The sequence below is a fragment of the Parasutterella secunda genome, from assembly GCF_023336895.1.
Lineage (GTDB): Bacteria > Pseudomonadota > Gammaproteobacteria > Burkholderiales > Burkholderiaceae_F > Aphodousia > Aphodousia faecalis.
On record NZ_JAMBLT010000002.1, the window covers coordinates 1 to 21,712 of the forward strand.

Genomic DNA, 21,712 nt, shown 5'->3' on the forward strand with positions numbered 1-21,712 from the left:
AGATGCCCGCGAATGGTTAGCACACCGAGAATCAAAGCAATAAAAGAACCGCCGATATGCATCAAGAAGTGTTCAAGAGAAGCCAACCACTGACCGGTCAGCATAAAGTGCAGGTTTTCTCCCAAAACCGCCGTCAGTGTGGAAAAGGCACCGAGAAAACCGGTGATGATAAAAAGTCTGACGGCTGGACTGATTTCCGGCCGGGTCGAAAGCCAGGCCAGAGCCATCCCCATCAGGTAGGCCGCGCAAAGATTAGACAAAAGCGTTCCCAGGGGAGAAGATAGGAACCAAGAGGTGCCGTTAAAGGCATAGGTAAGCCACCACCGGATCATCGCACCTAAGGTGGCACCGGTAGCAACACTAACAACCACTAACCAAAGAGGACCGTCTTTTGTCATAGCTAATTCACAAAAAATTGCGATGATTGTACGCCAAGAAGCAAAAGCTTTGTTAAGCTTTAAGCGTTTACATTAAAAGGATTTGCGATGAGCGTTACTTTAAATCAGCCGATTGCTCCATTCTCTGCCCAGGCTACCACTGGAGAAATCACTTCCGAAATGTTCAAAGGCCGCTACACGGTCCTTTATTTTTATCCCAAAGACAATACCAGCGGCTGCACGATGGAAGGCCGCGACTTCGCCGCGCTTTACACGCAATTTAAAGAGGCCGGCTGTGAAGTGATCGGTGTTTCCCGAGATTCAATCAAAAGTCACACCAACTTCTGCAACAAGCAGGGTTTCCCCTTTGCGTTAATTAGCGATAGCGAAGAAACGCTTTGCAAGGCTTTTGACGTCATTAAACTGAAAAAGCTATACGGTCGTGAGTACATGGGCATTGAGCGCAGCACTTTCCTCATTGATCCTCAAGGTGTCGTTTGCGCCGAATGGCGAAAAGTGAAAGTGGCCGGGCACGCTCAGGCTGTTCTTGAACATTTGAAATCGTTGCAATAAGGAGAAAAGCATGCCGCTGCCTCCCCTGCCCAAAGCGATGGGTTCAATTTTGAAAGAAGGTGAAATGACGGTTAAGCCTGCATCCAACCCAAAAAGTTTCAAAACAGCAGTCAAAGAAAAACCTGTCGTTTCTGAAACAAACAAAGCCGTCAAGCGTGTCAAATCACCCAAAGCGGCTGACTTACTCGAGAAAAAAGAGAACTCACCGAAAAAACAAAAAGGCTATCGAGCAAAGACACACGGCAAAAAGCTTTTTGTGCTTGATACAAACGTACTCATGCATGATCCGATCTCGCTTTTTCAGTTTGAGGAACATGATGTATTTTTGCCGATGATTACGCTTGAAGAGCTCGACGGTCATAAAAAAGGGATGAGCGATGTCGCGCGCAACGCCCGACAGGTCTCCCGTTATCTTGACCAACTTTTAGGCCACAGCGACGGCAATATCACCGAAGGCATTGAGTTAAGCGCCTTGGGAAACACCGAGGCTCAGGGCAAACTATTTTTCCAAACGCAAACACTCGAAGCACAGCTTCCTCAAGGACTGCCTCAAGGCAAGGCTGACAACCAAATTCTGGGAGTCGTTCAAGCTCTGCAAAATAAGGAAAAAGAACGCTCCGTTGTGTTGGTTTCCAAAGACATCAATATGCGCATCAAGGCAACGGCCATGGGTCTTGCTGCCGAGGACTATTTCTCGGATAAAACGCTTGACGATACCGATATGCTTTACTCGGGCCGTATGCAGCTTCCTGAAGATTTCTGGGAAACTCACGGCAAAAAGATGCAAAGTTGGAAAGAAGACGGACGTACTTGGTACAAAATTACCGGTCCATTGGTTAAAGATTGGTTTACAAACCTTTTTGTCTATTTACCCGATGATTCTTTCCTCGCTCAGGTCAAAAAGATTGAGGGCAAAACCGCCACCCTTTGCGTTGTGCGCGACTACATGCAAAGCAAACACTCGGTTTGGGGGATCACCGCCAGAAACCGTGAACAATGTTTTGCGCTTGACCTATTGATGAATCCGGATATTGATTTTGTCACTCTATTGGGTCAGGCAGGCACCGGTAAGACTTTGATTACACTTGCCGCGGCTTTGACACAAACGTTGGATATGCGACGCTTTTCTGAAATTATTTTCACGCGAGCAACCGTTAGTGTAGGTGAAGAAATCGGTTTTCTGCCCGGAACGGAAGAAGAAAAGATGCTGCCATGGATGGGAGCGCTTGAAGATAACTTGGAAGTGCTCAATAACATTGACTCAGGAAGCGACTGGAGTCGGCACGCTGCCAATGACCTTATCCGCAGCCGCATCAAAGTTAAGAGTATGAGTTTCATGCGAGGTCGGACATTTTTAAATAAGTTCGTGATTATCGATGAAGCCCAGAACCTTTCACCCAAACAAATGAAAACGCTCATCACCCGTGCGGGTCCAGGTTCCAAGATTGTTTGTCTGGGCAACATCGCTCAGATCGACACCCCCTACCTCACCGAGGGCTCTTCAGGTTTGACTTACGTGGTCGATCGCTTCAAAGGGTGGGAGCATTCCGGCCACATCACCTTACAGCGCGGAGAAAGAAGTCGTTTGGCTGATTTCGCAAGTGAATCTCTTTAAGAACTAAGGGATATTTCGGCACCTGAGACTTTACTCAGGTGCTTTTTTTCAATTAACCTAAAGCGCAGTCAAGCGCCATCATTAAGACAAAACCCGCCATCACACTCAATGTTCCGATATTAGAGTGTTCGCCTAAATGGGCTTCGGGAATCAGCTCTTCGACCACCACATACATCATGGCGCCGGCACTGAAAGCTAAAAGCCAAGGCATAAAAGGTGCAATCCAAGAAGCGCAGAGCACAACCAAAATGCCGAATACGGGTTCTGCCAGTCCAGAAAGGGCTCCAAAAGCAAATGCTTTCTTTGCGCTATAGCCTTCTTGACGTAAGGGCAATGAGACTGCCGCGCCTTCAGGAATATTTTGAATACCCATACCCAGCGCTAAAGCAAAAGCCGCAGAAAGCGCCAGAGGATCACCTGTTTGACCGGCTACGACAAAAAGTAAACCGACGCTCATACCTTCGGGGATGTTGTGAAGCGTAACGGCAAAAAATAACAAAGAAGCTCGAGATAGATGGGACTTCGGACCTTCGGGATTTTTGGAGCCGGGGTGCAAGTGCGGAAGCAGCTCATCGAGCAAAAGTAAAAAAGCGACCCCTAAAATGAAGCCTCCGCAAGCCGGCAACCAGCCTGCGCCTCCCGCTTCCTCGGCCGCTTCCATCGCCGGAATCAAAAGACTCCAGACAGAAGCGGCGATCATAATACCGGCTGCAAGCCCTAAAGCCATACGATGTACATTTTCAGAAATTGTTTTTCTGAAAAAGAAAACACTGGCGGCTCCCAGCGCGGTCATCATAAAGGTAAAGCCGGTACCGCTTGCGGCCCACCCTATCATTGTTATCAGATTAGCTGTTTCCATCTCAAGCACTTACAACAGTTTTAATGGTGAAATTGTTGCAAACCTAAAGGGGGATTTAAAGTCCATGGGACTCAATTCTATGAGAAACAATCATTCAGATAGACAAAATTAATTAGAAAAAAGCCCTACAGCACAATCCGATCAGAGTATCCTGGCAAACTCAACAAAGAAAGGAAGACCTGTGAAAAAACATCTGATCGCTTTAAGTCTAGGAACATTGGCTTTAGGCATTGCCGAATTTTGCATGATGTCCATCCTCTCCGGTGTAGCGGCAGACCTCAATGTCAGTATTCCGCAAGCCGGTCATTTTGTCTCGGCTTATGCGAGCGGCGTTTGCATCGGCGCACTTTTAATGGTTATTTTTGCTAGAAATCTTGGGCTTAAAACGTTGCTTTTGCTGATTGTCGGATTCATATTTTTTGGCAACGCATTAACAGTCTTTGCCTTTGACTATTGGAGCATGCTCGGTGCACGTCTAATTGCAGGACTGCCTCACGGAGCTTATTTTGGCGTAGGAGCCATTGTGGCCACACAATTGGCCAAAAAAGGCGAAGCCTCTAAAGATGTTTGTTTAATGGTTGCCGGCATGACTGTCGCTAATCTAATCGGTGTGCCACTGGGAAGCTTCCTTTCATGGGCGGTGACCTGGCGGCTTGCTTTCATGATTGTTGCAGCGGTCGCAGCACTGGTCTTCATTGGGATAAAACTTTGGATTCCTGCATTACCGGCGCTGCCTGATTACGGCTTTTCTGCTCAGTTTAGGTTTCTAACTCATTTGACTCCGTGGCTCGTGTTGGGCGCCATCGGTTTTGGCAATGGGGGATTTTTTGCCTATTACAGCTATGTCAATCCCATCATGGAAAATTTAGCCTCCATACCGGCTTCATTGATGAGTGCTGTGATTACATTGGCTGGCTTTGGTATGGTTTGCGGAAACCTTTTGGCCGCCAAACTATCAAGACGTATCGGTAATGCCGCCTTGGCCTGTCTCGGTCAAGCGGTTCTCTGTTGCTCGCTTATCCTTTTATTTTTCAGTGCACAGTTAACGTGGATTGCCATCGCCCTGACCGTCATCGCCGCAGGCTGCGTTTTCTTTATTTCGGGACCGGAGCAAGTTCTCATTCTCCAAAATGCTAAAGAAGGACAACTTTTAGCCGCCGCCATGGGACAAGTCGCGTTTAATTTCGGCAACGCCGTCGGCGCGTGGTTGGGAGGTCTTCCAATTGAGGCAGGTTATCAGGAAAACTGGTCTTGCGTACCGGGCGGTGTTCTAGCCGGTATCGGCTTTTTGCTTTTGTTTGCAACTTGGAAAATCCATGCGGCAAAATCAGCCGAAAAAGTACACGTGAGGTAGTTTGCCCAAAGTTTCCGCCGTTTAATCAAAATTTGGTAGTCCGTACCTTTTTGAAAATATTACTTCCATCTTAAATTGATAGAATGAATGCGATCATTTCGTGGAGAGAAACTCAAATGGCAAGACAAATGAACGCAATCAACCAAGCTCTGCTTTACTTGGAAGTGATCAAACGTATTCCTCGTCATCGTTTCATTTCCACGCAAGAAATTCAAAATAGTCTTCTGGCCTCCGGAATCAATATTCAAACTCTCACGCTTCAGCGTTACTTAAAGCAGCTTTATGAAAGCGGAAGCCTTCCGCTTGAGAGAAATGACAACTCCAAGCCTTTCAGCTACCGTATGGGAACGGATACATCACCCTTCCCCTTTACCAATCTCTCAGCCCAAGAAGCGCTCATGCTTCGATTAATCGAAGCCAATTTGAGATACCAGTTGCCTGGGAAATTGAATAAAGCAATGCAACCGTTTTTTGATGCGGCTAGACAAACACTTGACGACATTCAGGGACGCATTACCCATGAAAATGAATGGCTAAACAAAATTGCGGTGGTCTCCAATAGCCTTCCTCAAATTCCGCCCAATATAAAACCGAGAATTTTTGAGGCGGTCTCCAATGCCCTTTTTGAAAATAAAAAACTGAAAATTGTCTACCACAATGCCGAAGGGCACGAAAAGACAAAGACCGTTTCACCCATGGGACTTGTTCAGCAGGATATCCGTTTATACCTCGTCTGCCGCTTTGACGGCTACACGGACATTCGTCATTTGGCTCTGCATCGGATAAGTGACGCAACGCTTTTAAATGAGTTGGCACAAAAAGAGAGAAATTTTGATATTAAGACGTATGTCAAAGAACACCACTTCAATTACTCCAACGAAAACACCCGTACTATTTTGTTAACGATTGAGTTTACCAATGAAGCCACGGCGCTCAATCTGACTGAGGCTCCTTTCAATCGTACTCAAACGATAAAGAAGCTCAATAACGGACACTATGAGCTTAATGTTGAAATTGAAGACAGCCTATTGTTAAGCGGTTGGGTTAATACTTGGAAAGATATAGCCGGTATTGTCCGAATTGAAAAAAAGCCGATTGACTGAATACAAAAGAGCCAACGATGTTAAAAACCATCTACAGCAACGCTTACGAGATTTTAGAAGCCTACTTAACGGCTGAAATTACCGAAGATAAAAAACAATCAGCCGATCCTTTTGAGCGCGTCCGTGTTATTTCCGCCACCAGTGCCATTAATAATCGACTTCGGCAGCACCTTGCGCAGGTTAACGGAATTTGCTCCGGAGTGGATTTTTGGACAACACAATCGTGGTTTCATAACTATGCCGGCATCGGTGTCGGAGAGCCTGAAGAAGCACAGGATTTTCTCTGGGTTATCTGGTCTGTGCTCGATGACAAATTCATCGACCACCATGAGCGGCTTAGAACCTTCTTCAGTCACCGCGTGACGGATAAGGAAAAAGCACTGGCTCGCTATGAGCTTGCCCGCAAAATAGCCTCGGTTTTTGATAAATACGTCAATTACCGATTTGACTGGGTTGCTGACTGGATGGGATTTTCTGGCGTTAAGCCCCAAACGATCTATAGAGAAATTGACGACGGACAACTCTCTCGCGAGAAAAAAGCCCTCGAAGCGCATCCTGACTTTATTTGGCAAAAAGCAATTTGGGAGAAGCTTTCACAAACCGCCGTCTGGAACGGCCGTGAGACATTGAGACTTTATGCAAACCCCGAGTCTCTCGAAATTAAATTTGCCAATGAACCGGAGACACTGCACTTTTTCGAACCAAGCGGCATTTCTCCCTTAATGCTTCCAATCATTAAGTTGCTGTCCGAACATGGTCACAAGGTTTATGTTTATCTCATGAATCCCTGTGTGGAGTACTGGTTTGATTCTTATTCGGATCTTGATTCTGAAAAAAGCGATGCTTTGAATTTTTTACGAAAAAACGCCGCCTCCACACGTGCGATGATCAACCGCTTCTGGACATTTACGCCTGACGGACAAGAAAATGCCGACCATGAGCCTGAAAAACTTCCTGATCTAACGACCGCCCCGCTGCAAAAACTCAATATTTGGACGCAAGCCCAGACAGAACGATTGGATCTCGTACAGGACTCTGAACTGCTGCTTCACTCAGCTCAAAAAGCCCTTTTACAAAACTCAGCGCAGTGGCTGCCTGAAAAATTGTCGCCTTCAGATCCATCCGTCAGAATTATTAAGGCGCCAACGTTAACCCGTGAAGTCCAAAACGCCATCAATATGATTCAGGCCTTCTTCGCTGATCGCTCTTTAGCGCTCAAACCCGAAGATGTACTGATCACAACACCCGAAATCGATAAAACGGCCCCTGTTTTTGAAGCCTGCATGCAAGCGTTGCCGCCGCAATACCGAATGGATTATCAAATCTTCGGTCAAACAGCAACCGATGCTGATATGAGCGCACGATCCCTTGTTGACCTGGGTAAATTGCTCATGAATGGCATTACCCTGCCCGCACTCAATGCATGGCTGGAACTTCCTGCTGTCGCTCAGGCTCTGGATTTAAATCTCGATGATCTTAATGTGTTGCACGATTGGCTTTTTACGGCCGGTTTTAGAAGCGGAATTAATGCAGAGCATTTAAAAGCGACTCATCCGGATTTTTCTCAGGCCTCTTTAAACGAAGCCATTGAAGGAACGCTGGAGCGCGCCATTGAACGCTTAAGTTGGGGCTATGTTTTTAAAGAAGGCTCTTTAACCTGCACGGATGACATCTTGCCTGTGCAGCACGGCAGCGACCCGTTTGCCGGTTTAACGGATAATCAGTCACTCTTTTTAAAACTGTGCCGACTCGCCCATAAACTTAAAGAAGCTTTCGATAGCATGAAAGCTTTAGGCGATGAGGCACTGCCTGCTGATTTATCGTTGTGGGCTCATAACCTCTTGGAAAGCTTTTTCGGCAACAGCGCCGACAAGATGGCGCTCATGAGTGTCAGAAATGATCTGAGAGTGCAGGAACTGGCACTGACTACCGTTCCTGAGCCGATTACCATGCCCCTTTATGTTTACTGGCGGGCCCTTGAAGACAGAATCAGCGAACCCTCAGACAAAAATCCCGCGATCGGCCGATTGACCCTCGCACCGATGAATACCTTCAGAGGGCTGCCCTACAAAGTCATCATTGTCTTAGGATTAGGCGAAGAATCCGGTTTCCCGGGCAATCAGCGTTTTGAAGAATTTGACCTGATGGGCACCGATGCACTTAAACGACAAAATGATCGTGACAGCCGATCAGATAATCGAAATGTCTTTCTCGATCTTTTCCTTGCCGCTCGCGATCGCTTTGTATGCTCCTATTGCATCGGAAGCGATAAGAAAGCGCCCCTTAACGCTTCGCCCGTCATAGTCGATTTGCTCGATTTTCTTACCCAAAATGCTGCCATCGAAGATAACGAAACAAAGCTTGAAGCCAAAAAGCGCATGGCTGATGCGATTACGGCTGAAATTACGCTTACAGACACCGCTGCAGACAATTTCCGATTGAGCACAACGCGTTACTGGAAAAGCTTCATGGCTGAGACACTCGATGCACTGAAAAAAGCCCGAGAAACCAATTATCAGGGTTTAGAACCTCAGATGCTGACCGGTCCCCTTGACGACAAACTCTTTTCTTCCACGCTCTATTTGGAAGATGTTCTGGCTTTTTACAAAGATCCTGCTGTGTGGCTTCAAAAGCGATTGGATTTCCGACAATACGAAAACGGACTTCAAGATAGCGTTCCCCTTTTCGGAAGTAAAGACGGGCTTGAATTGTCGTTACTGAGACGAGAACTCATGGAAGCGCTCGCTAACGGTCATTCCAGTGAAGTGATTCTGAACAAAATAGCGTTGGATCCGACTAAAGGGACTCAAGAAACACGGATCCTACAGTACGAAGAGGAAGTTGAAAAAGCCAAAGAAACCCATGCGGTAAGAGATGAAATTTTCTCTTTGGGTAAAAGCGACACGCAAACGATTTCTTTGCCTCTCAAAGATCTTCCCCCCTTTGAAACCCTTTTGGCTGAGAATATCCAAACAATTTATTTTCACGTCGATGATGAGCAAAGGGAAAAAGATCCCACGGCTTGGCAAAGCAGTGTTGAAAACGATGCACCGTATTTGCTTGAAATAGCCTATTCCAAGAGCGGCGTCGTCACCGCTCAAGCCAAAGCGGCCATCCTCTGTGCAATGGGTGTTCCGGTCAATTTACTGCTTTTAAATATGAACGAAAAACCGGTTTTGAGTATTTTCAAAGCCATTGAAGGACCCATCGCCCGCAATTTCCTGTTTAGCTTAATTGAGCTGATGGTGAAGACTATCCAAAAGGCCTGTGTCATCACCTCAAAGTATGACAATTCGGTTGAAGCGGCCATGTGGCGCGGTCGCGACTATGAAACAATCAAAGAGTACAGCACGGCGTTTTTAGACAATGCACTCCAAGCCATAAAACCGGATGCTGTTTTCCCGGAAGAGGACAATGGCAAGCGAACGAAAGCCATGCAATTGCTCACCGAAAACTTTGAAAAATTAATGCTCGGAGGCTCCCAACAATGAGAAACGAATTTAATGTCATCGATTCGCCTCTTTGTGGCCGAAAACTCATTGAAGCCAGTGCCGGCACAGGTAAGACATACTCACTAATTCATATTGTCTTGCGCCTGATTGTTGAAGAACGGATTCCGATTGAAAGACTGTTGCTGGTAACTTTCACCAAAGCCGCCACGGCTGAATTGAAGATGCGCGTGCGCGAGATTTTAATTCGTGCGCAACAAGCCTATGAAGATTGTCGTGATGATGACACACGATACGATCCGACACTCATTGCCTTGATCAAAAAGTGGCGGCAGGCAAAGATTGATCCCAGTGTTTTTCAAGATGCTATCGATCGGCTTGATGATGCTTCGATCTGCACGATCCATAGTTTTTGCCAAAAGATGCTTGAAGAACACAAGTTCTCAAGTTCTGAAGGCTTTGACTTTGAAATCGGAGACGATAGCGACCTTCGACGGGAAGTCATTGAAGAGTTTTTACGAGAGGCTTTAACGGTCTCGGATGACGATGAGTTTAAGAAACTGCTTCTTGATACGGAGCCTTGGGACAGGATTCTTATTGCGCTAAATTCAGCGCCCAAAAATGCAACCGTTAAACTCTTTGATGACCTTCTTTTCATTGATCCGAAAACCGGGCAGCACGCTAAGAAAGAATGGAAAAAAACGGACAATCAAATTAATTTGGAAAAGAGCCTTCGCTCATTGCTGACACAATTTATCGAGATCGCACCCGAGACATTGAAGCGTAAAAAACGTGAAAACGGCATCCGCTCCTTTGATGACTTGCTCTTAGACATGTACGAGGAACTCGACAACCGAGCTTTTGTCGAGCGTGTTCAAAGCCGCTATGACGGAATTCTCATTGACGAATTCCAAGACACCGATCCTATTCAGTACACCATTTTCAAGCGTCTTTTCCTCGACGAGGATAGCTGCGCCAAATCGGTCTTTTTTGTCGGCGATCCCAAACAGTCGATCTATCGATTCAGAAATGCCGACATCAATACCTATCTGGCCGCACAGGCCGATATCGGTGAAATTTATGAGCTAAAGAAAAACTATCGCTCCTGTCCGAGCCTCATCGAAGGAATCAATCGTTTCTTTACCGAGTCGGCCACCCCATTTTTAGATGCCGGCATGGGTTACAGTGCGATATCAGCCGGATCCAATAAAGGTCCCCTTTTACTCAAAAAAGGCGATTCGTTTGAAGCGCTACCCACCTTTGAAATTTGGACTAAAGAGAAAGCGGCTTTAAATCCTACCGGTGACCGCAATCAGCAAATCAACCTCATTGCCAATGAGATTGCCGCTTTACTATCCGGCAACGTTTATAAGTCTAAAAATGAAAGGCTCAAACCTAGCGACATCGCTGTTTTATTTCGCGTGAAAAAATACGTGCCGGATTTTCGGGCTGCCTTGGCTAAAAAAGGCATTCGTGTTCTTTTTCAAGATGAAAACAGCATTTTTTCAACCGAAGAAGCGCGAGAGATGCTCCTTATCATCGAAGCGCTTGAGTCACCCCGGGATATTAAAGCGTTGCGCTTAGCCAGAAGCACAAGACTGATGGGCGAGAGCATCAACGCGATCATCCCGGAAGCCTTCGACCGCGAGGGACAGTCGGAATTAGACGATAAGGCTGCGCTTAAGGCCCGAGAGCTTATTGAAGAAGCCCTCACGATATGGAATAAGCGTGGGGTTTCCGCCGCCATAGCTAAAATTATGCGTGAGTGCGGCACACAAAAAAGACTCTTGCCGCTTCAAGACGGAGAACGACAGCTCGCCAATTATCAGCATCTCATGGAAGTGCTGCAGGAGACTTCTTTATCTTTAAAAGGCATTTCCGGTTTGGCCCGATGGCTGAGCCAGCAAATTCAAAATCCACCCGATGATGAAAAGTATCAATTAAGGCTTGACAGCGATGCGGACTTAGTCAATGTCATGACCATTCATAAGAGTAAAGGGCTCGAGTATCCAGTCATCTTTTTACCCTTTGCCAATGCTTTGGAATTGGGGGCCGCCGGTCACCATAAAACTCGTGTCTTTAAGAGCATTCATAACGGTCGGATTTCATTTACTTTCAGTTTTTATCCGGTCTATCCGAACATTGACGAAACGCTCTACCATGAGGAGGATTTGGAAAACTTGCGCTTGGCTTATGTGGCCATGACTCGAGCTTCACAACGCCTGGTGTTGCCTCTTACGTACTATAAAAGCGGCAAGGCTTTCAAAATTACCAGCAATGCCTATGCCAAGACATTAACAGGTAAAGAAAAAGCCAGCCAAAGCGATTTTGAAACCTGTCTGACTCATTGGCTCAAAGACGCGCCCGAAGGACTGGCCGTGCAGAAAATAGCCGATGATACGCAATGCCTTTCATGGCACAAACAAAGCGCAACACGTCAAGACAATAATGAAACCGATGAAGAACTCAGTGCCGCGTGCGGCCGAGTGATTCCGACGTCATGGTTTCCGACGAGCTATACAGCCATTGCACGAGGAGCAGCAGAAACAACGGAACGTTTGACCCTTATTGAAGAAAAAGAAGATAGCGATGAAAGTGAATTGATGAATCGTGAATCTTTTGAAAAAAGTGAGCAGCAGAAAGATCCTCAGAAACTGACCATTATGGATTTTGAACGGGGACTTGAAAGCGGTACCTTTTTGCATGCTCTTTTTGAGCGAATCGGGTTTGATATTGTGAAAAAGGCCGCTGACGGCTCTGCGGAATCCGAGGCAACGCTTAATCGAAACCTTACGCGTCTCATGATTCCTTTCCAATACCATTTACAGCCCTATGGCATTGAAGGATATCTGCCGGTTTTAAACAAACTTTTAAAGGACGTGCTTTGCTCAAAGATAGTTGATAAAACTGTATTTGGAACTCAAACGGATTTGAGGTTGTGTGATTTAAGCGCTAAACAAAAAACCGCCGAAATGAATTTCACGATTGCGATCGGCAATCCGGCCGAAGGCCATCGTCCGGTGAGCGCCAAAAATTTGAGCAAACTTTTAAAGCATTTTGATCCCCTGTATCACATTGAAATCGACAATGACAGAGAGTTGCGCGGCTACCTCACAGGCGCCATTGACCTTGCCTTTGAATTCGACGGCCGGTTCTTTGTTTTGGATTGGAAGGGCACAAAGTTAGCCGATACGGCGGAAGGCTTTTCCCATGAAAGAATGCTCGAAGAAATTCAAAAACATCATTACAGCCTTCAGTACCTGATTTATCTGGTCGCTCTCAGGCGTCACCTGCGTTTTTGCGGCATTGAAAACACCGATAAAAAAATGGGCGGCGTCATTTATGCCTTCATCCGTGGAATACGCAAAGACGATCCCAAACCTTTCGGTGTTTTCACTGCCCGTCCGCCCAAGGCATTGATCGCCTGTTTGGACGATTTTTTTGAAAATGGTTATCACGAAGGTTCAGTGAACGCGTACGCTCAAACCGCTCAATTGGAAGGAACGATTTAATATGATTCGACGTAAACCACAAGCCATTGTTTTTGATCTGGACGGCACCCTTTGCGATTGCGAACATAGGGTTCACTTTATGCGTGAACGACCGAAGCGCCGGGAAGAGTTTCACTCGGCGTGTGTTTTTGACAAAGTTGTGCCTGCCTGTAAAGCGCTAATCGACATGGCAGAAGAAAAAGGAATCAAGGTTATTCTTTTATCGGCCCGCCCTGCCCGCTTTAAACCACAAACCGAAGAATGGCTCACCAAGAACAATATTCATTATGATCAGTTGATCCTGAGCCATTATCCGGAACTGAGCGACCCGGACTATAAGCTTAAAATGTACCGGGAACTGATTGAACCTTTTGCGGACGTTATCTTTGCCATCGATGATCGTGATATCGTGGTTCAAATGTGGAGAGACAATGCCATCACGTGTCTCGATATCGCCGGCAATCACTTCTCTTAGACAGGTAAGCGACCATGGCAGACAATCAAACAGAACTCAGCCCCATGCAGCTCGCCTATCGGGCGATTGGCCTTTCACTTTGGCGAACACGCCAAAGGGCTCTCGGCACAAACGAAAACGCGCCCGAATGCCTTTTCAAACTAATGGACGCTTTGGCCATAGCTGATGAAAAAGGAAGTGTGTGCATACAATGGGAAAAGACCGAAGCCTTCCTTGGAGGCGAAGAAATTCAACTTTTAACTGAAAAACGTCTGCTCGCGCAAAAACCACAGTCAGACCGGGAAAATATTGACGAGGAGATTCCTTTTGTTCTCGACATCGGCGAACGAGTTAACCGTCTGTACATGCAGCGTCACTTTGAACAAGAACGTGATGTCGCCACCAAAATTTTGGCTTTTACACAACAAGATTCTTTCAGTTTAGCGACTGCGGCAACCCAAACACTCAAGCACTTGGATACCCTGCGCTATAACGAATCCTCCGATGACGATCCCTCACGCGCAGAACAACAGGGGGCTGTTGCAGAGGCCTTGAAAAAACACTTTTTCATTATTACGGGCGGACCCGGTACAGGCAAAACAACGGTTGTTGCCAAACTTTTGGAATGCCTTCTAGCTCAAGACGCTTCGCTTAAAGTGGCTCTGGCAGCTCCCACGGGTAAAGCCACAAGCCGCATCATGCAGTCTCTTATGGGATCATGCCAACGTTTCCCATCATTCTTCAGTCGTGTATTGAAACGAATTCAAGAAAAAACACTTGCCGCCCAAACTATTCATAAGTGGCTTTTGACACGAAATGTTAAAGGCGTAATGCCCAGTGAAAAGGATCCTTTGGATATTGACGTTATGATCGTGGATGAAGCCTCCATGATTGATTTGCGATTAGCCCAAAGACTATTAAAAGTGATTGATCCGAAAAGAACCCGTCTGATTCTTTTGGGCGATAAATTTCAGTTGTCTGCCGTGGGGCCGGGTTCTGTCTTAGCTGATCTGACCGCAGAAGATGGAGCGCTTGCCAATAATATGGCAGAACTGACCATCAGCCACCGTTTCACAAGCGACTCCAATGTCGGCCGTTTGGCTCAAGCCATCAAATCAGCCAACTCTAGCTTTAATGGTGAAGACTTTATCAATCAATTTAAAAAAGCCGAAGACGGCAAAGATAAGGTAAGCATCCGCCTTTACCGAACAGGTTTTGTTGATCCGTCTCTTATTAACTGGATTCGCCCACATATCAAAAGCTATTTGCAAGCGCTAAACGACTACCTGAAGGATTTGGAAAATCTGATAGCCGATGAAAAACTTCTTAAAAAACTGTGGGATGAAGCGGAGAAATTTCGAATCTTAGCTTCGCAGCGCGAGGGGGCGAATGGCGTCAATGCCATTAATCGGTTAATGGAAAGCATTGTTCGGGAACATGTAGGCGCTGAAGAAGATTCCCTTTTTTATCCTGGACGCCTGGTCATCATCCGAAAAAACACACCGGTTCTTGATGTCTACAACGGTGATGTGGGAATCGTGATCCCTCAAGCGGACGACTCTACCCGATATGATCTTTATATCGGTGACCGTCATAAACGCATTCCTGTCGGCCTCTTGCCCGAACACGATACAGCTTTTGCCATGACGATTCACCAATCGCAAGGCTCACAGTTTGAACACGTTGCCGTGCTTTTGCCTGTTGCAGATGATAATCCCTTGTGCTGCCGGGAACTTTTCTATACGGGCGTTACCCGTGCTCAAAAAGAAGCGGCGGTCTTCGGAACGTTTAAGAGTATTGAAGCCTCTGTTTTACATAAGACAGAACGCTCTAGTGGCTTGGCAGATCGCCTTCTAGGTCGATGATAAAAAATGGGCTCCGTCAATGGAGCCCTATCGTCTTAATATTAAAATACGATTAGATTTTTCCAACCAATTCAATTGAAGGTTTTAGCGTTTTCTTACCCGGCTCCCACTTAGCAGGGCAAACCTCCCCCGGATTCTCGGCAACGTACTGAGCCGCTTGAACTTTGCGAAGAAGTTCCTTTGCATCACGACCGATACCACCGTCGTGATGTTCCATAATAACGATCTCGCCTTCAGGATTAATTACAAATGTTCCTCGCTCAGCCATACCATCGGCTTCGATCAAAACATCGAAATTACGAGCAATCGCCTTGGTGCTATCGCCTAACATCGGGAACTTCACTTTACCGACCGCCGGCGATGATTCATGCCAAGCCATATGAGTGAAATGTGTATCACAACTGATTGCGTAGATTTCGACCCCAAGCTTAGTAAATTCCTCATAGTGTTCGGCTAAATCTTCTAACTCCGTAGGACACACAAAAGTAAAGTCTGCCGGATAGAAAAAAATGACAGACCAGTGTCCTTTAAGGCTTTCTTCCGTTACAGTAACAAAGCGTCCATTTACAAACGCTTCTGTTTTAAAGGGCAATACCTTGGTATTTAAAAGAGACATTTTATTCTCCTAATTGATAATGATTATCAATAATGATACAGAGAATAAAATTTTTAAACGTAAAGAAATGTCAGAAACTATGGAAATGATTGGAATTGGGCCACGGATGTTTCCAGTGACCCATGACAAAGCTAAACAAACCGCATCACGCACATAATGCCGATCATGATAAAGGCAATGGCAAGTTTTGCCGCGATGCCGGCAATCATACCGATCCAAGTGGCCAAACTGACTTTGCCTGCTTTTCGCATATCGCGGTGACCGATCATTTCACCCACAAAAGCCCCAATAACGGGGAAAAGGAAAATACCGACCAAACCAAAGGGGATTCCGACGATTGTGCCGACAAAGGCACCGGTCAAACCCAATTTTGTCGCCCCCGCTTTCTGCGCTCCCATGGTCTGGCTCACCCAATCGATGATAAGCGAGATAACCGTCAGCACGCCCAAAGCAATGAGCGTTCCCCAACCGAAGAATTGATAATCTTCAAGGTAGGCAATGAGCCAGCCGCCCGCAAAGATCATCGGAATACCGGGCAAAGCAGGAATAATGGTTCCGGCCAACCCAACAAGAATTAACACAAACGATACGGCGTACAAACCGTAGGTTATCAATGCATCCATAGTCTTATACTCTTGCCCTATTCTTAAATTGTGTGAACTCACCAAAGAATGTGAGCTCCACCGTTCCGGTTGGACCGTTACGCTGTTTGCGGATAATAGCTTCTGCATCGCGTTCTTGGTCCGTATCCTTTAAATCTTGGTTATAAACAACGTCACGATAAAGGAAGATAATGACGTCAGCGTCCTGCTCGATAGAACCGGATTCTCTCAAGTCACTCATCATCGGGCGTTTGTCAGGACGTTGTTCCAATGAACGATTTAACTGAGACAAACCGATAATGGGACAGTTGAGCTCTTTGGCCAAAAGTTTCAGCCCACGGGAAATATCGGAAATTTCCTGCGCGCGGTTCTCTCCCCGTCCATCACCCGACATCAACTGAATGTAGTCCACAACAATGAGTCCCAATTGTTTGACTTCACGCGACAAGCGTCTTGCGCGGGATCGAACATCAGTAATCGTCAAACCCGAAGAGTCATCAATAAAGATATTATGCGAATTGGCAATATCGGCTACCGCCGCCCCCATCTTTTGGAATTCGTCACCTTCTAAGCGGCCATTTCTTAAATGTTCCAAACGAATGCGCTGATAAGAGCTGATCAAACGCATAGCCAATTGTTCCGCCGGCATTTCCATGGAGAAAATCGCAACAGGCATCTCAGCGCGCAGGGCCACATATTCGGCGATGTTCATCGCAAAGGTTGTTTTACCCATGGCGGGGCGCCCTGCCACAACAATCAATTCACCGGGGTGCATGCCCTTTGTCAATCGGTCTAAATCAATAAAACCGGTCGGCACACCCGTGACAGGATTTTGGCTCTTGGAGTTATAAAGTTTCGTGATCTGCTCAGAAACCGCCGCCAATGCGCCTTTCACGGGTTTTAATCCGGCCCCGGCAACTTGGGCGTCTTCACTGATTTTGAAAATAGAACTTTCTGCCCGATCCAAAATGTCTTTTGTTTCCATTCCCTTGGTGTCCAAGGCAGAATCGACAATCTGGGAGCCGACATTGACCAAACTGCGAAGAATGCTTCGGTCGCGCACGATTTCAGCGTAACGACGAGCGTTGGCCGAATTGGGCGTGTTCATGGCCAAAGAGTTTAAAAAACTCTTGGTTCCTTCCTGACCCAAACCTACAGCGGCCATTGAATCGTGAACAGTCAAAACGTCCGCGGGACGTCCTTGACTGATAAGCTGAACAATATGCTCGTAGATGCGACGATGATCCCCCCGGTAAAAGTCTTCAGGCGAGACAACGTCATTCACCATGTCAAAGACACGGTTATCAATCAAAAGACTTCCTAGTAAACCTTGTTCGGCTTCGGTCGAATGCGGCGGTAAGCGTACGGTATCAGTGGATTTTTCTTCAGGCATTCTTCTGGATAGCAAAGATTAATGTTCAATAAATAGGAGAGTTATTTTAGCAGACGACCTTGTCCGCTCTTGAAAGAAAATGTTTCTGCAAACGAATTATTTTTGAGAAATAAATTCCCGATGGCAAATTCTCGCCACCGGGAATATCTTGTTGTTTTTAATAAATATTATTAATTACCAAGCGTATCGGACACCAACATTGAAGCGGTAGTCCGTATCCACTTCTCCACCGTTTGCGGCTTCTACATCTGCATACAAGTGAACCTGTTCAGTGGCGTTGTAATCAGCGCCTAAACCGTATTCATACCAGGTTCCGCCAAGCGATTCTGTTAGCGTTCTGGAAACATCTGCGCCCTTACTGTAACGGAACTTGGCATCCCCTTCCCAGTCATGCAACACAGAGGCTTTTAAGAAGACTCCACCTCGGCCTTGACTATCTTTGTAGCCCATCTTCACGCCGACCCGACCGACCAAGGAGTCAACGGAGTCATTCTCAACCTTAATACCGGTTGACGTATGATAATCAGCGTCGAACACATGGCCGTACCACATTTGAACTTGAGGCTCTAAATAAAGTTCCTCGGTGGCGAAATAACGCCAGCCCATTTCAGCCGAAAGCGAAGCGGCGTTGGTGTGGTAGTCGCCCGTGGATTTAATGTCATTGAAACGAATGTCAAAGGCATTCTTCATCCGACCGACTTTCCCGACTAAGTCTAAATAAACACCATTGCCAAAGAGCCAAGAACCATAGCCACTGAATGTATAAAGATTGCTGTCGCCGTTACCGTAGTCAAAATTATTATCACCATCGGTGTATGAGAACGCGCCACCTAACCAGAAGCCATCACGAACCTGGCGGTCGTAGCCAAATTGGAAAGCGGTATAGCGATTGGTTACGTTTTGATCGCCGTATTCCGCTTTACCGTGATAGACACGTGTCCAAAGACCGTTGGATTGCGCTGAACTATCTCTTAACTCACCGACACGGCGGTGCATATCATCGATTTCGTTACGCCAAATATGTAAACCCAAAGCTGCCATTTCGGCAATACCGTGAACATTAGGATTGTCTTGAATACGCACGTTAGTGATAGTGCAATTAGGACAACCTTCGGCAACTGTCGCCGTCGCACCATCGTAAATGTCTGAAGCTTCTTGAACAATGTTGATACCACCTAAACATTGCAAGTTATTGTCCCTCAAACCGTCTCCGTTAGTATCTATCTTGGTATTTGTGTAAGCGATGTTAGCCAACTGATTTAAATCATCTGTCGCATTTCCTGTGTTGTTCGATGCATCGGCAATTAAAGTGATATTTTTTGATTCAGTTTTTAATTTCCCCTCTACCCCTGAAAAATAAATTCTGTTATCACTTCTTGAATCTGCAATATTGACAGTTAACGAATCAACGGAAAAGATAATGTCTTCGGGTCGCCACGTATGATCCTCATCTTCTTTGTAACCACCAAAATCAGCTTTTGAATCTTTTTCTAAATTAATAGTTAAATGGTCGCCTTTAATAATCAGATCTGGCCTTTCTTTCTCGAAATCTGAGGCTAGTGTATATACAGAAGCACGAATCGAAGCACCTTCACCAACGGTTATGTTGTGCAAAGTAATTTGATTTACAGCATCCAAATCACCACCAAGCTCAGATTGGATATTTAAGTGCGAACCCTCGCCTTTTGCCACATAGATGTTTTCAACGACAGCGCTGGAGGATCCGTTCAGCTGAATTTTTGTTGATTCACCTTCTGCATAGAGGTCTGTAAAGTAGGCACTGGATCCTGCATATAATTCGACACGAGCATCATTGTCGGTTCCAAGATGACGTAACCAAATATTCTCTGGCAATTTAAGGTCTTGCCCATCAACAATCAAACCGGTTTTGCCTCCTTGGGATACAACTTCTATTGCCTGAATACCATTTACGGTTTCTTGCTTTGAAACTTTTAATCCCACAGGTGTTTTCTTTTCATCCCAAATAACCAATAAAGGGGTTTCAACAACTGAGTTCAAGGCTACATCATATACAGTGTTTCCCATTCCTCGGTATATGAACTTTTCCGTTGCAGTGATAGATCCGTTAAATGTAGGAGTTTGCGTTGCAAAAATATCTAAAACCCCTGTGGTAATCTGACCGTCATTTTTAAATGTTTCATTAAGAGAGGTACTTGGATCTCCAATGTAAATTGAATTATTAATAACCTTACCCGCATCTGTAACTATGAGGCCTTCTGAACCAGCAGAAATATCCATTTCGTATGGAGAATTTAAATCATCAACGGTTAACGCAAAAGCGCTACCAGTTAATGCCATGCCTATAGCGAGAACCAATAAAGACTTTCTCATATCATCCTCTGTAAGAAAAAAGAAAGGTTTTAGTTGATTCTGCCCCCCCCCAAAACTTTTGTCTTGACCAATATCAATCAAGCAATAAAATCAACGCTTTTTAAAGGAAAACGATAAGGAAAAAGGCCCGATTCTTCTGAACCGAGCCAACTAGCTGTTATAAATCTAAATTTAAAGTTCTATGGTACAAACCGACTTTCGATAACTTTGAGATCCAAAGGTTTCTTTATATAAGTTCGTATCCCTCTACCCTTAAGATATTTATCTCCACGTTCATCACAAATGATAGTCGTCCCTTTACCGAAGAGCGCTCCGTCCTGCATGATAACTTCACCATTGACGATTGTTGCATAGGCTTTCTTACGCTCATAGTCCAAAATGGAAATATCCGCATCGGCACCTATACCCAAATGTCCCTTAGTTGGCAATCCCAAAGCCCGCGCCCCGTTTAAACTCGCCTTCACAACAAACTCATTTAATGTGATAGCCCCAAATTGCACCAAGCACAGGCCATTTTCAACAATAACATTTCTCGGATAGGTCCCGCCATCCGTTGAAAATGAGTCAACCACAAATGATCCGTTATCACGTTTGGCTTGAGCCAAAATAAAACGACTTATTGCGGGATTCACTGCAAATGATCCGGAAGTCACTGTCTTATGAGATAGCCAATAATTGAACCCCTCTTCGCCATTAATTAATTTACCAATACGCCCGTCATCACATAGAACACCCACGCGACCTGTCAGAATAGCTTTTTTCATCCCTTCAAAATCAGGAGTACACCCAACTTTTTTCAAACACGTCTCTGTCACCTTGCTAACCGGATGATCATTTTCAATTGTCAAGCGTGTTCCATTAAGGGCGGATAAATAGGATTCTGAGAAAACTTGAGGATTGGATTTCAATAACTTGACCGCTTCGAGAGCCTCATCCAATTCATTTCTGACCTGACCACGACAGTAACTGTTGACATGGGCAACATGGAGAAAATGACCGTTTGCCGCTCCCAAAGCGTCCTTTAAACCTTCAATGTTCGAGCCATGTTGTGTGTTACCTACATGCCAGCCGATCCAAGCGTTCAGCATAGAGGCCTTCTCAATAAAGGAGGCGCTGATATCCAAATCCATCGGATAATGACCGCCCAATAATTTAACACCGATCGCTCCGTGGTCGAGCACTTGTTCAATAAAAGACTTTTGCTCAGCTTCGGATGGTCTAGAGGTTGAAATCGTTTCCCCTTCTTGTGCCGCTTGTAAGATAGCGATGTTCACACCAGCGCCACTACCCGGAATAGAATCCAAAATATCCTCAAGAGGTCCCGCCATATCCAAAGTGGTTGTCACTCCCGCTAAAGCAATCATTCTTTGGGCATGAGGATGACCAAAAAGCGTTCTCATGTGTGTATGCATATCGATAATTCCAGGCATCACTATCTTTCCTTTTGCGTTTAATTCGCTTTTAGAGGCATTTGTGATACTCGGAGCAACTTCAGCGATGCGTCCGTTTTCGACAGCCACGTCCACCACTTCGTCAATATGATTCAACGGATCAATGACTCGGCCTTCTCGGATAATTAGGTCATACATAAAAGAACACTCCTTAATGA

At 45.8% G+C, this 21,712-nt stretch carries 15 protein-coding genes; 8 read left to right on the plus strand and 7 right to left on the minus strand.

Annotated elements, in window-relative coordinates:
* The coding region (locus M3080_RS02725; protein WP_249091786.1) for a CrcB family protein at positions 1–398 on the minus strand (398 nt) is incomplete at its 3' end.
* An 87-nt stretch (positions 399–485) separates the two neighbouring features.
* On the opposite strand from M3080_RS02725, the gene M3080_RS02730 reads away from it, so the two are divergent.
* Together M3080_RS02730 and M3080_RS02735 are read left to right on the plus strand one after the other, a co-directional pair.
* Complete coding sequence (locus M3080_RS02730; protein WP_249091787.1) at positions 486–950, plus strand: peroxiredoxin; 465 nt, start codon at positions 486–488, stop codon at positions 948–950.
* Positions 951–960: 10 nt separating this feature from the next.
* Positions 961–2,565, plus strand: coding sequence for a PhoH family protein (locus tag M3080_RS02735; protein WP_249091788.1), 1,605 nt, complete (start codon positions 961–963; stop codon positions 2,563–2,565).
* A gap of 52 nt (positions 2,566–2,617) precedes the next feature.
* On the opposite strand, the gene M3080_RS02740 is transcribed toward M3080_RS02735, so the two are convergent.
* Positions 2,618–3,400 (minus strand): ZIP family metal transporter, encoded by a 783-nt coding sequence (locus tag M3080_RS02740; protein WP_249091789.1) that lies wholly within the window; start codon positions 3,398–3,400, stop codon positions 2,618–2,620.
* Between the two features lie 205 nt (positions 3,401–3,605).
* Here M3080_RS02740 and M3080_RS02745 point away from each other — a divergent pair, with 205 nt between their 5' ends.
* The 6 genes from M3080_RS02745 (at position 3,606) to recD (ending at position 15,140) form a co-directional block, all read left to right on the plus strand.
* Entirely contained in the window at positions 3,606–4,778 is a 1,173-nt protein-coding gene (locus tag M3080_RS02745) for an MFS transporter (RefSeq protein ID WP_249091790.1), read from the plus strand.
* 116 nt (positions 4,779–4,894) lie between these two features.
* Entirely contained in the window at positions 4,895–5,881 is a 987-nt protein-coding gene (locus tag M3080_RS02750; protein ID WP_249091791.1) for a helix-turn-helix transcriptional regulator, read from the plus strand.
* Positions 5,882–5,898: 17 nt separating this feature from the next.
* Positions 5,899–9,372: an exodeoxyribonuclease V subunit gamma gene (locus M3080_RS02755; protein WP_249091792.1), complete on the plus strand. Its 3,474-nt coding sequence runs from the start codon at positions 5,899–5,901 to the stop codon at positions 9,370–9,372.
* On the plus strand, positions 9,369–12,842 hold the full coding sequence (locus M3080_RS02760) for a UvrD-helicase domain-containing protein (RefSeq protein ID WP_249091793.1): 3,474 nt from the start codon (positions 9,369–9,371) through the stop codon (positions 12,840–12,842). The genes M3080_RS02755 and M3080_RS02760 overlap by 4 nt, the downstream gene beginning before the upstream one ends.
* A gap of 1 nt (position 12,843) precedes the next feature.
* Positions 12,844–13,296, plus strand: coding sequence for a phosphatase domain-containing protein (locus tag M3080_RS02765; RefSeq protein ID WP_249091794.1), 453 nt, complete (start codon positions 12,844–12,846; stop codon positions 13,294–13,296).
* 14 nt (positions 13,297–13,310) lie between these two features.
* A complete protein-coding gene (gene recD, locus M3080_RS02770; protein ID WP_249091795.1) occupies positions 13,311–15,140 on the plus strand; it encodes an exodeoxyribonuclease V subunit alpha in 1,830 nt (609 codons plus the stop codon).
* Between the two features lie 52 nt (positions 15,141–15,192).
* On the opposite strand, the gene ahpC is transcribed toward recD, so the two are convergent.
* From ahpC to M3080_RS02795, 5 genes are all read right to left on the minus strand, one after another.
* On the minus strand, positions 15,193–15,756 hold the full coding sequence (ahpC, locus tag M3080_RS02775; protein ID WP_249091796.1) for an alkyl hydroperoxide reductase subunit C: 564 nt from the start codon (positions 15,754–15,756) through the stop codon (positions 15,193–15,195).
* 131 nt (positions 15,757–15,887) lie between these two features.
* The gene (locus tag M3080_RS02780) at positions 15,888–16,379 is read right to left on the minus strand and encodes a DUF456 domain-containing protein (protein WP_249091797.1); all 492 of its coding nucleotides are present in this window, start codon (positions 16,377–16,379) and stop codon (positions 15,888–15,890) included.
* Positions 16,380–16,383: 4 nt separating this feature from the next.
* On the minus strand, positions 16,384–17,751 hold the full coding sequence (dnaB, locus tag M3080_RS02785; RefSeq protein WP_249091798.1) for a replicative DNA helicase: 1,368 nt from the start codon (positions 17,749–17,751) through the stop codon (positions 16,384–16,386).
* Between the two features lie 174 nt (positions 17,752–17,925).
* Positions 17,926–20,184: an autotransporter outer membrane beta-barrel domain-containing protein gene (locus tag M3080_RS02790; RefSeq protein ID WP_249091799.1), complete on the minus strand. Its 2,259-nt coding sequence runs from the start codon at positions 20,182–20,184 to the stop codon at positions 17,926–17,928.
* 98 nt (positions 20,185–20,282) lie between these two features.
* The gene (locus M3080_RS02795; protein WP_249091800.1) at positions 20,283–21,692 is read right to left on the minus strand and encodes an amidohydrolase family protein; all 1,410 of its coding nucleotides are present in this window, start codon (positions 21,690–21,692) and stop codon (positions 20,283–20,285) included.
* Between the last annotated feature and the right edge of the window lie 20 nt (positions 21,693–21,712).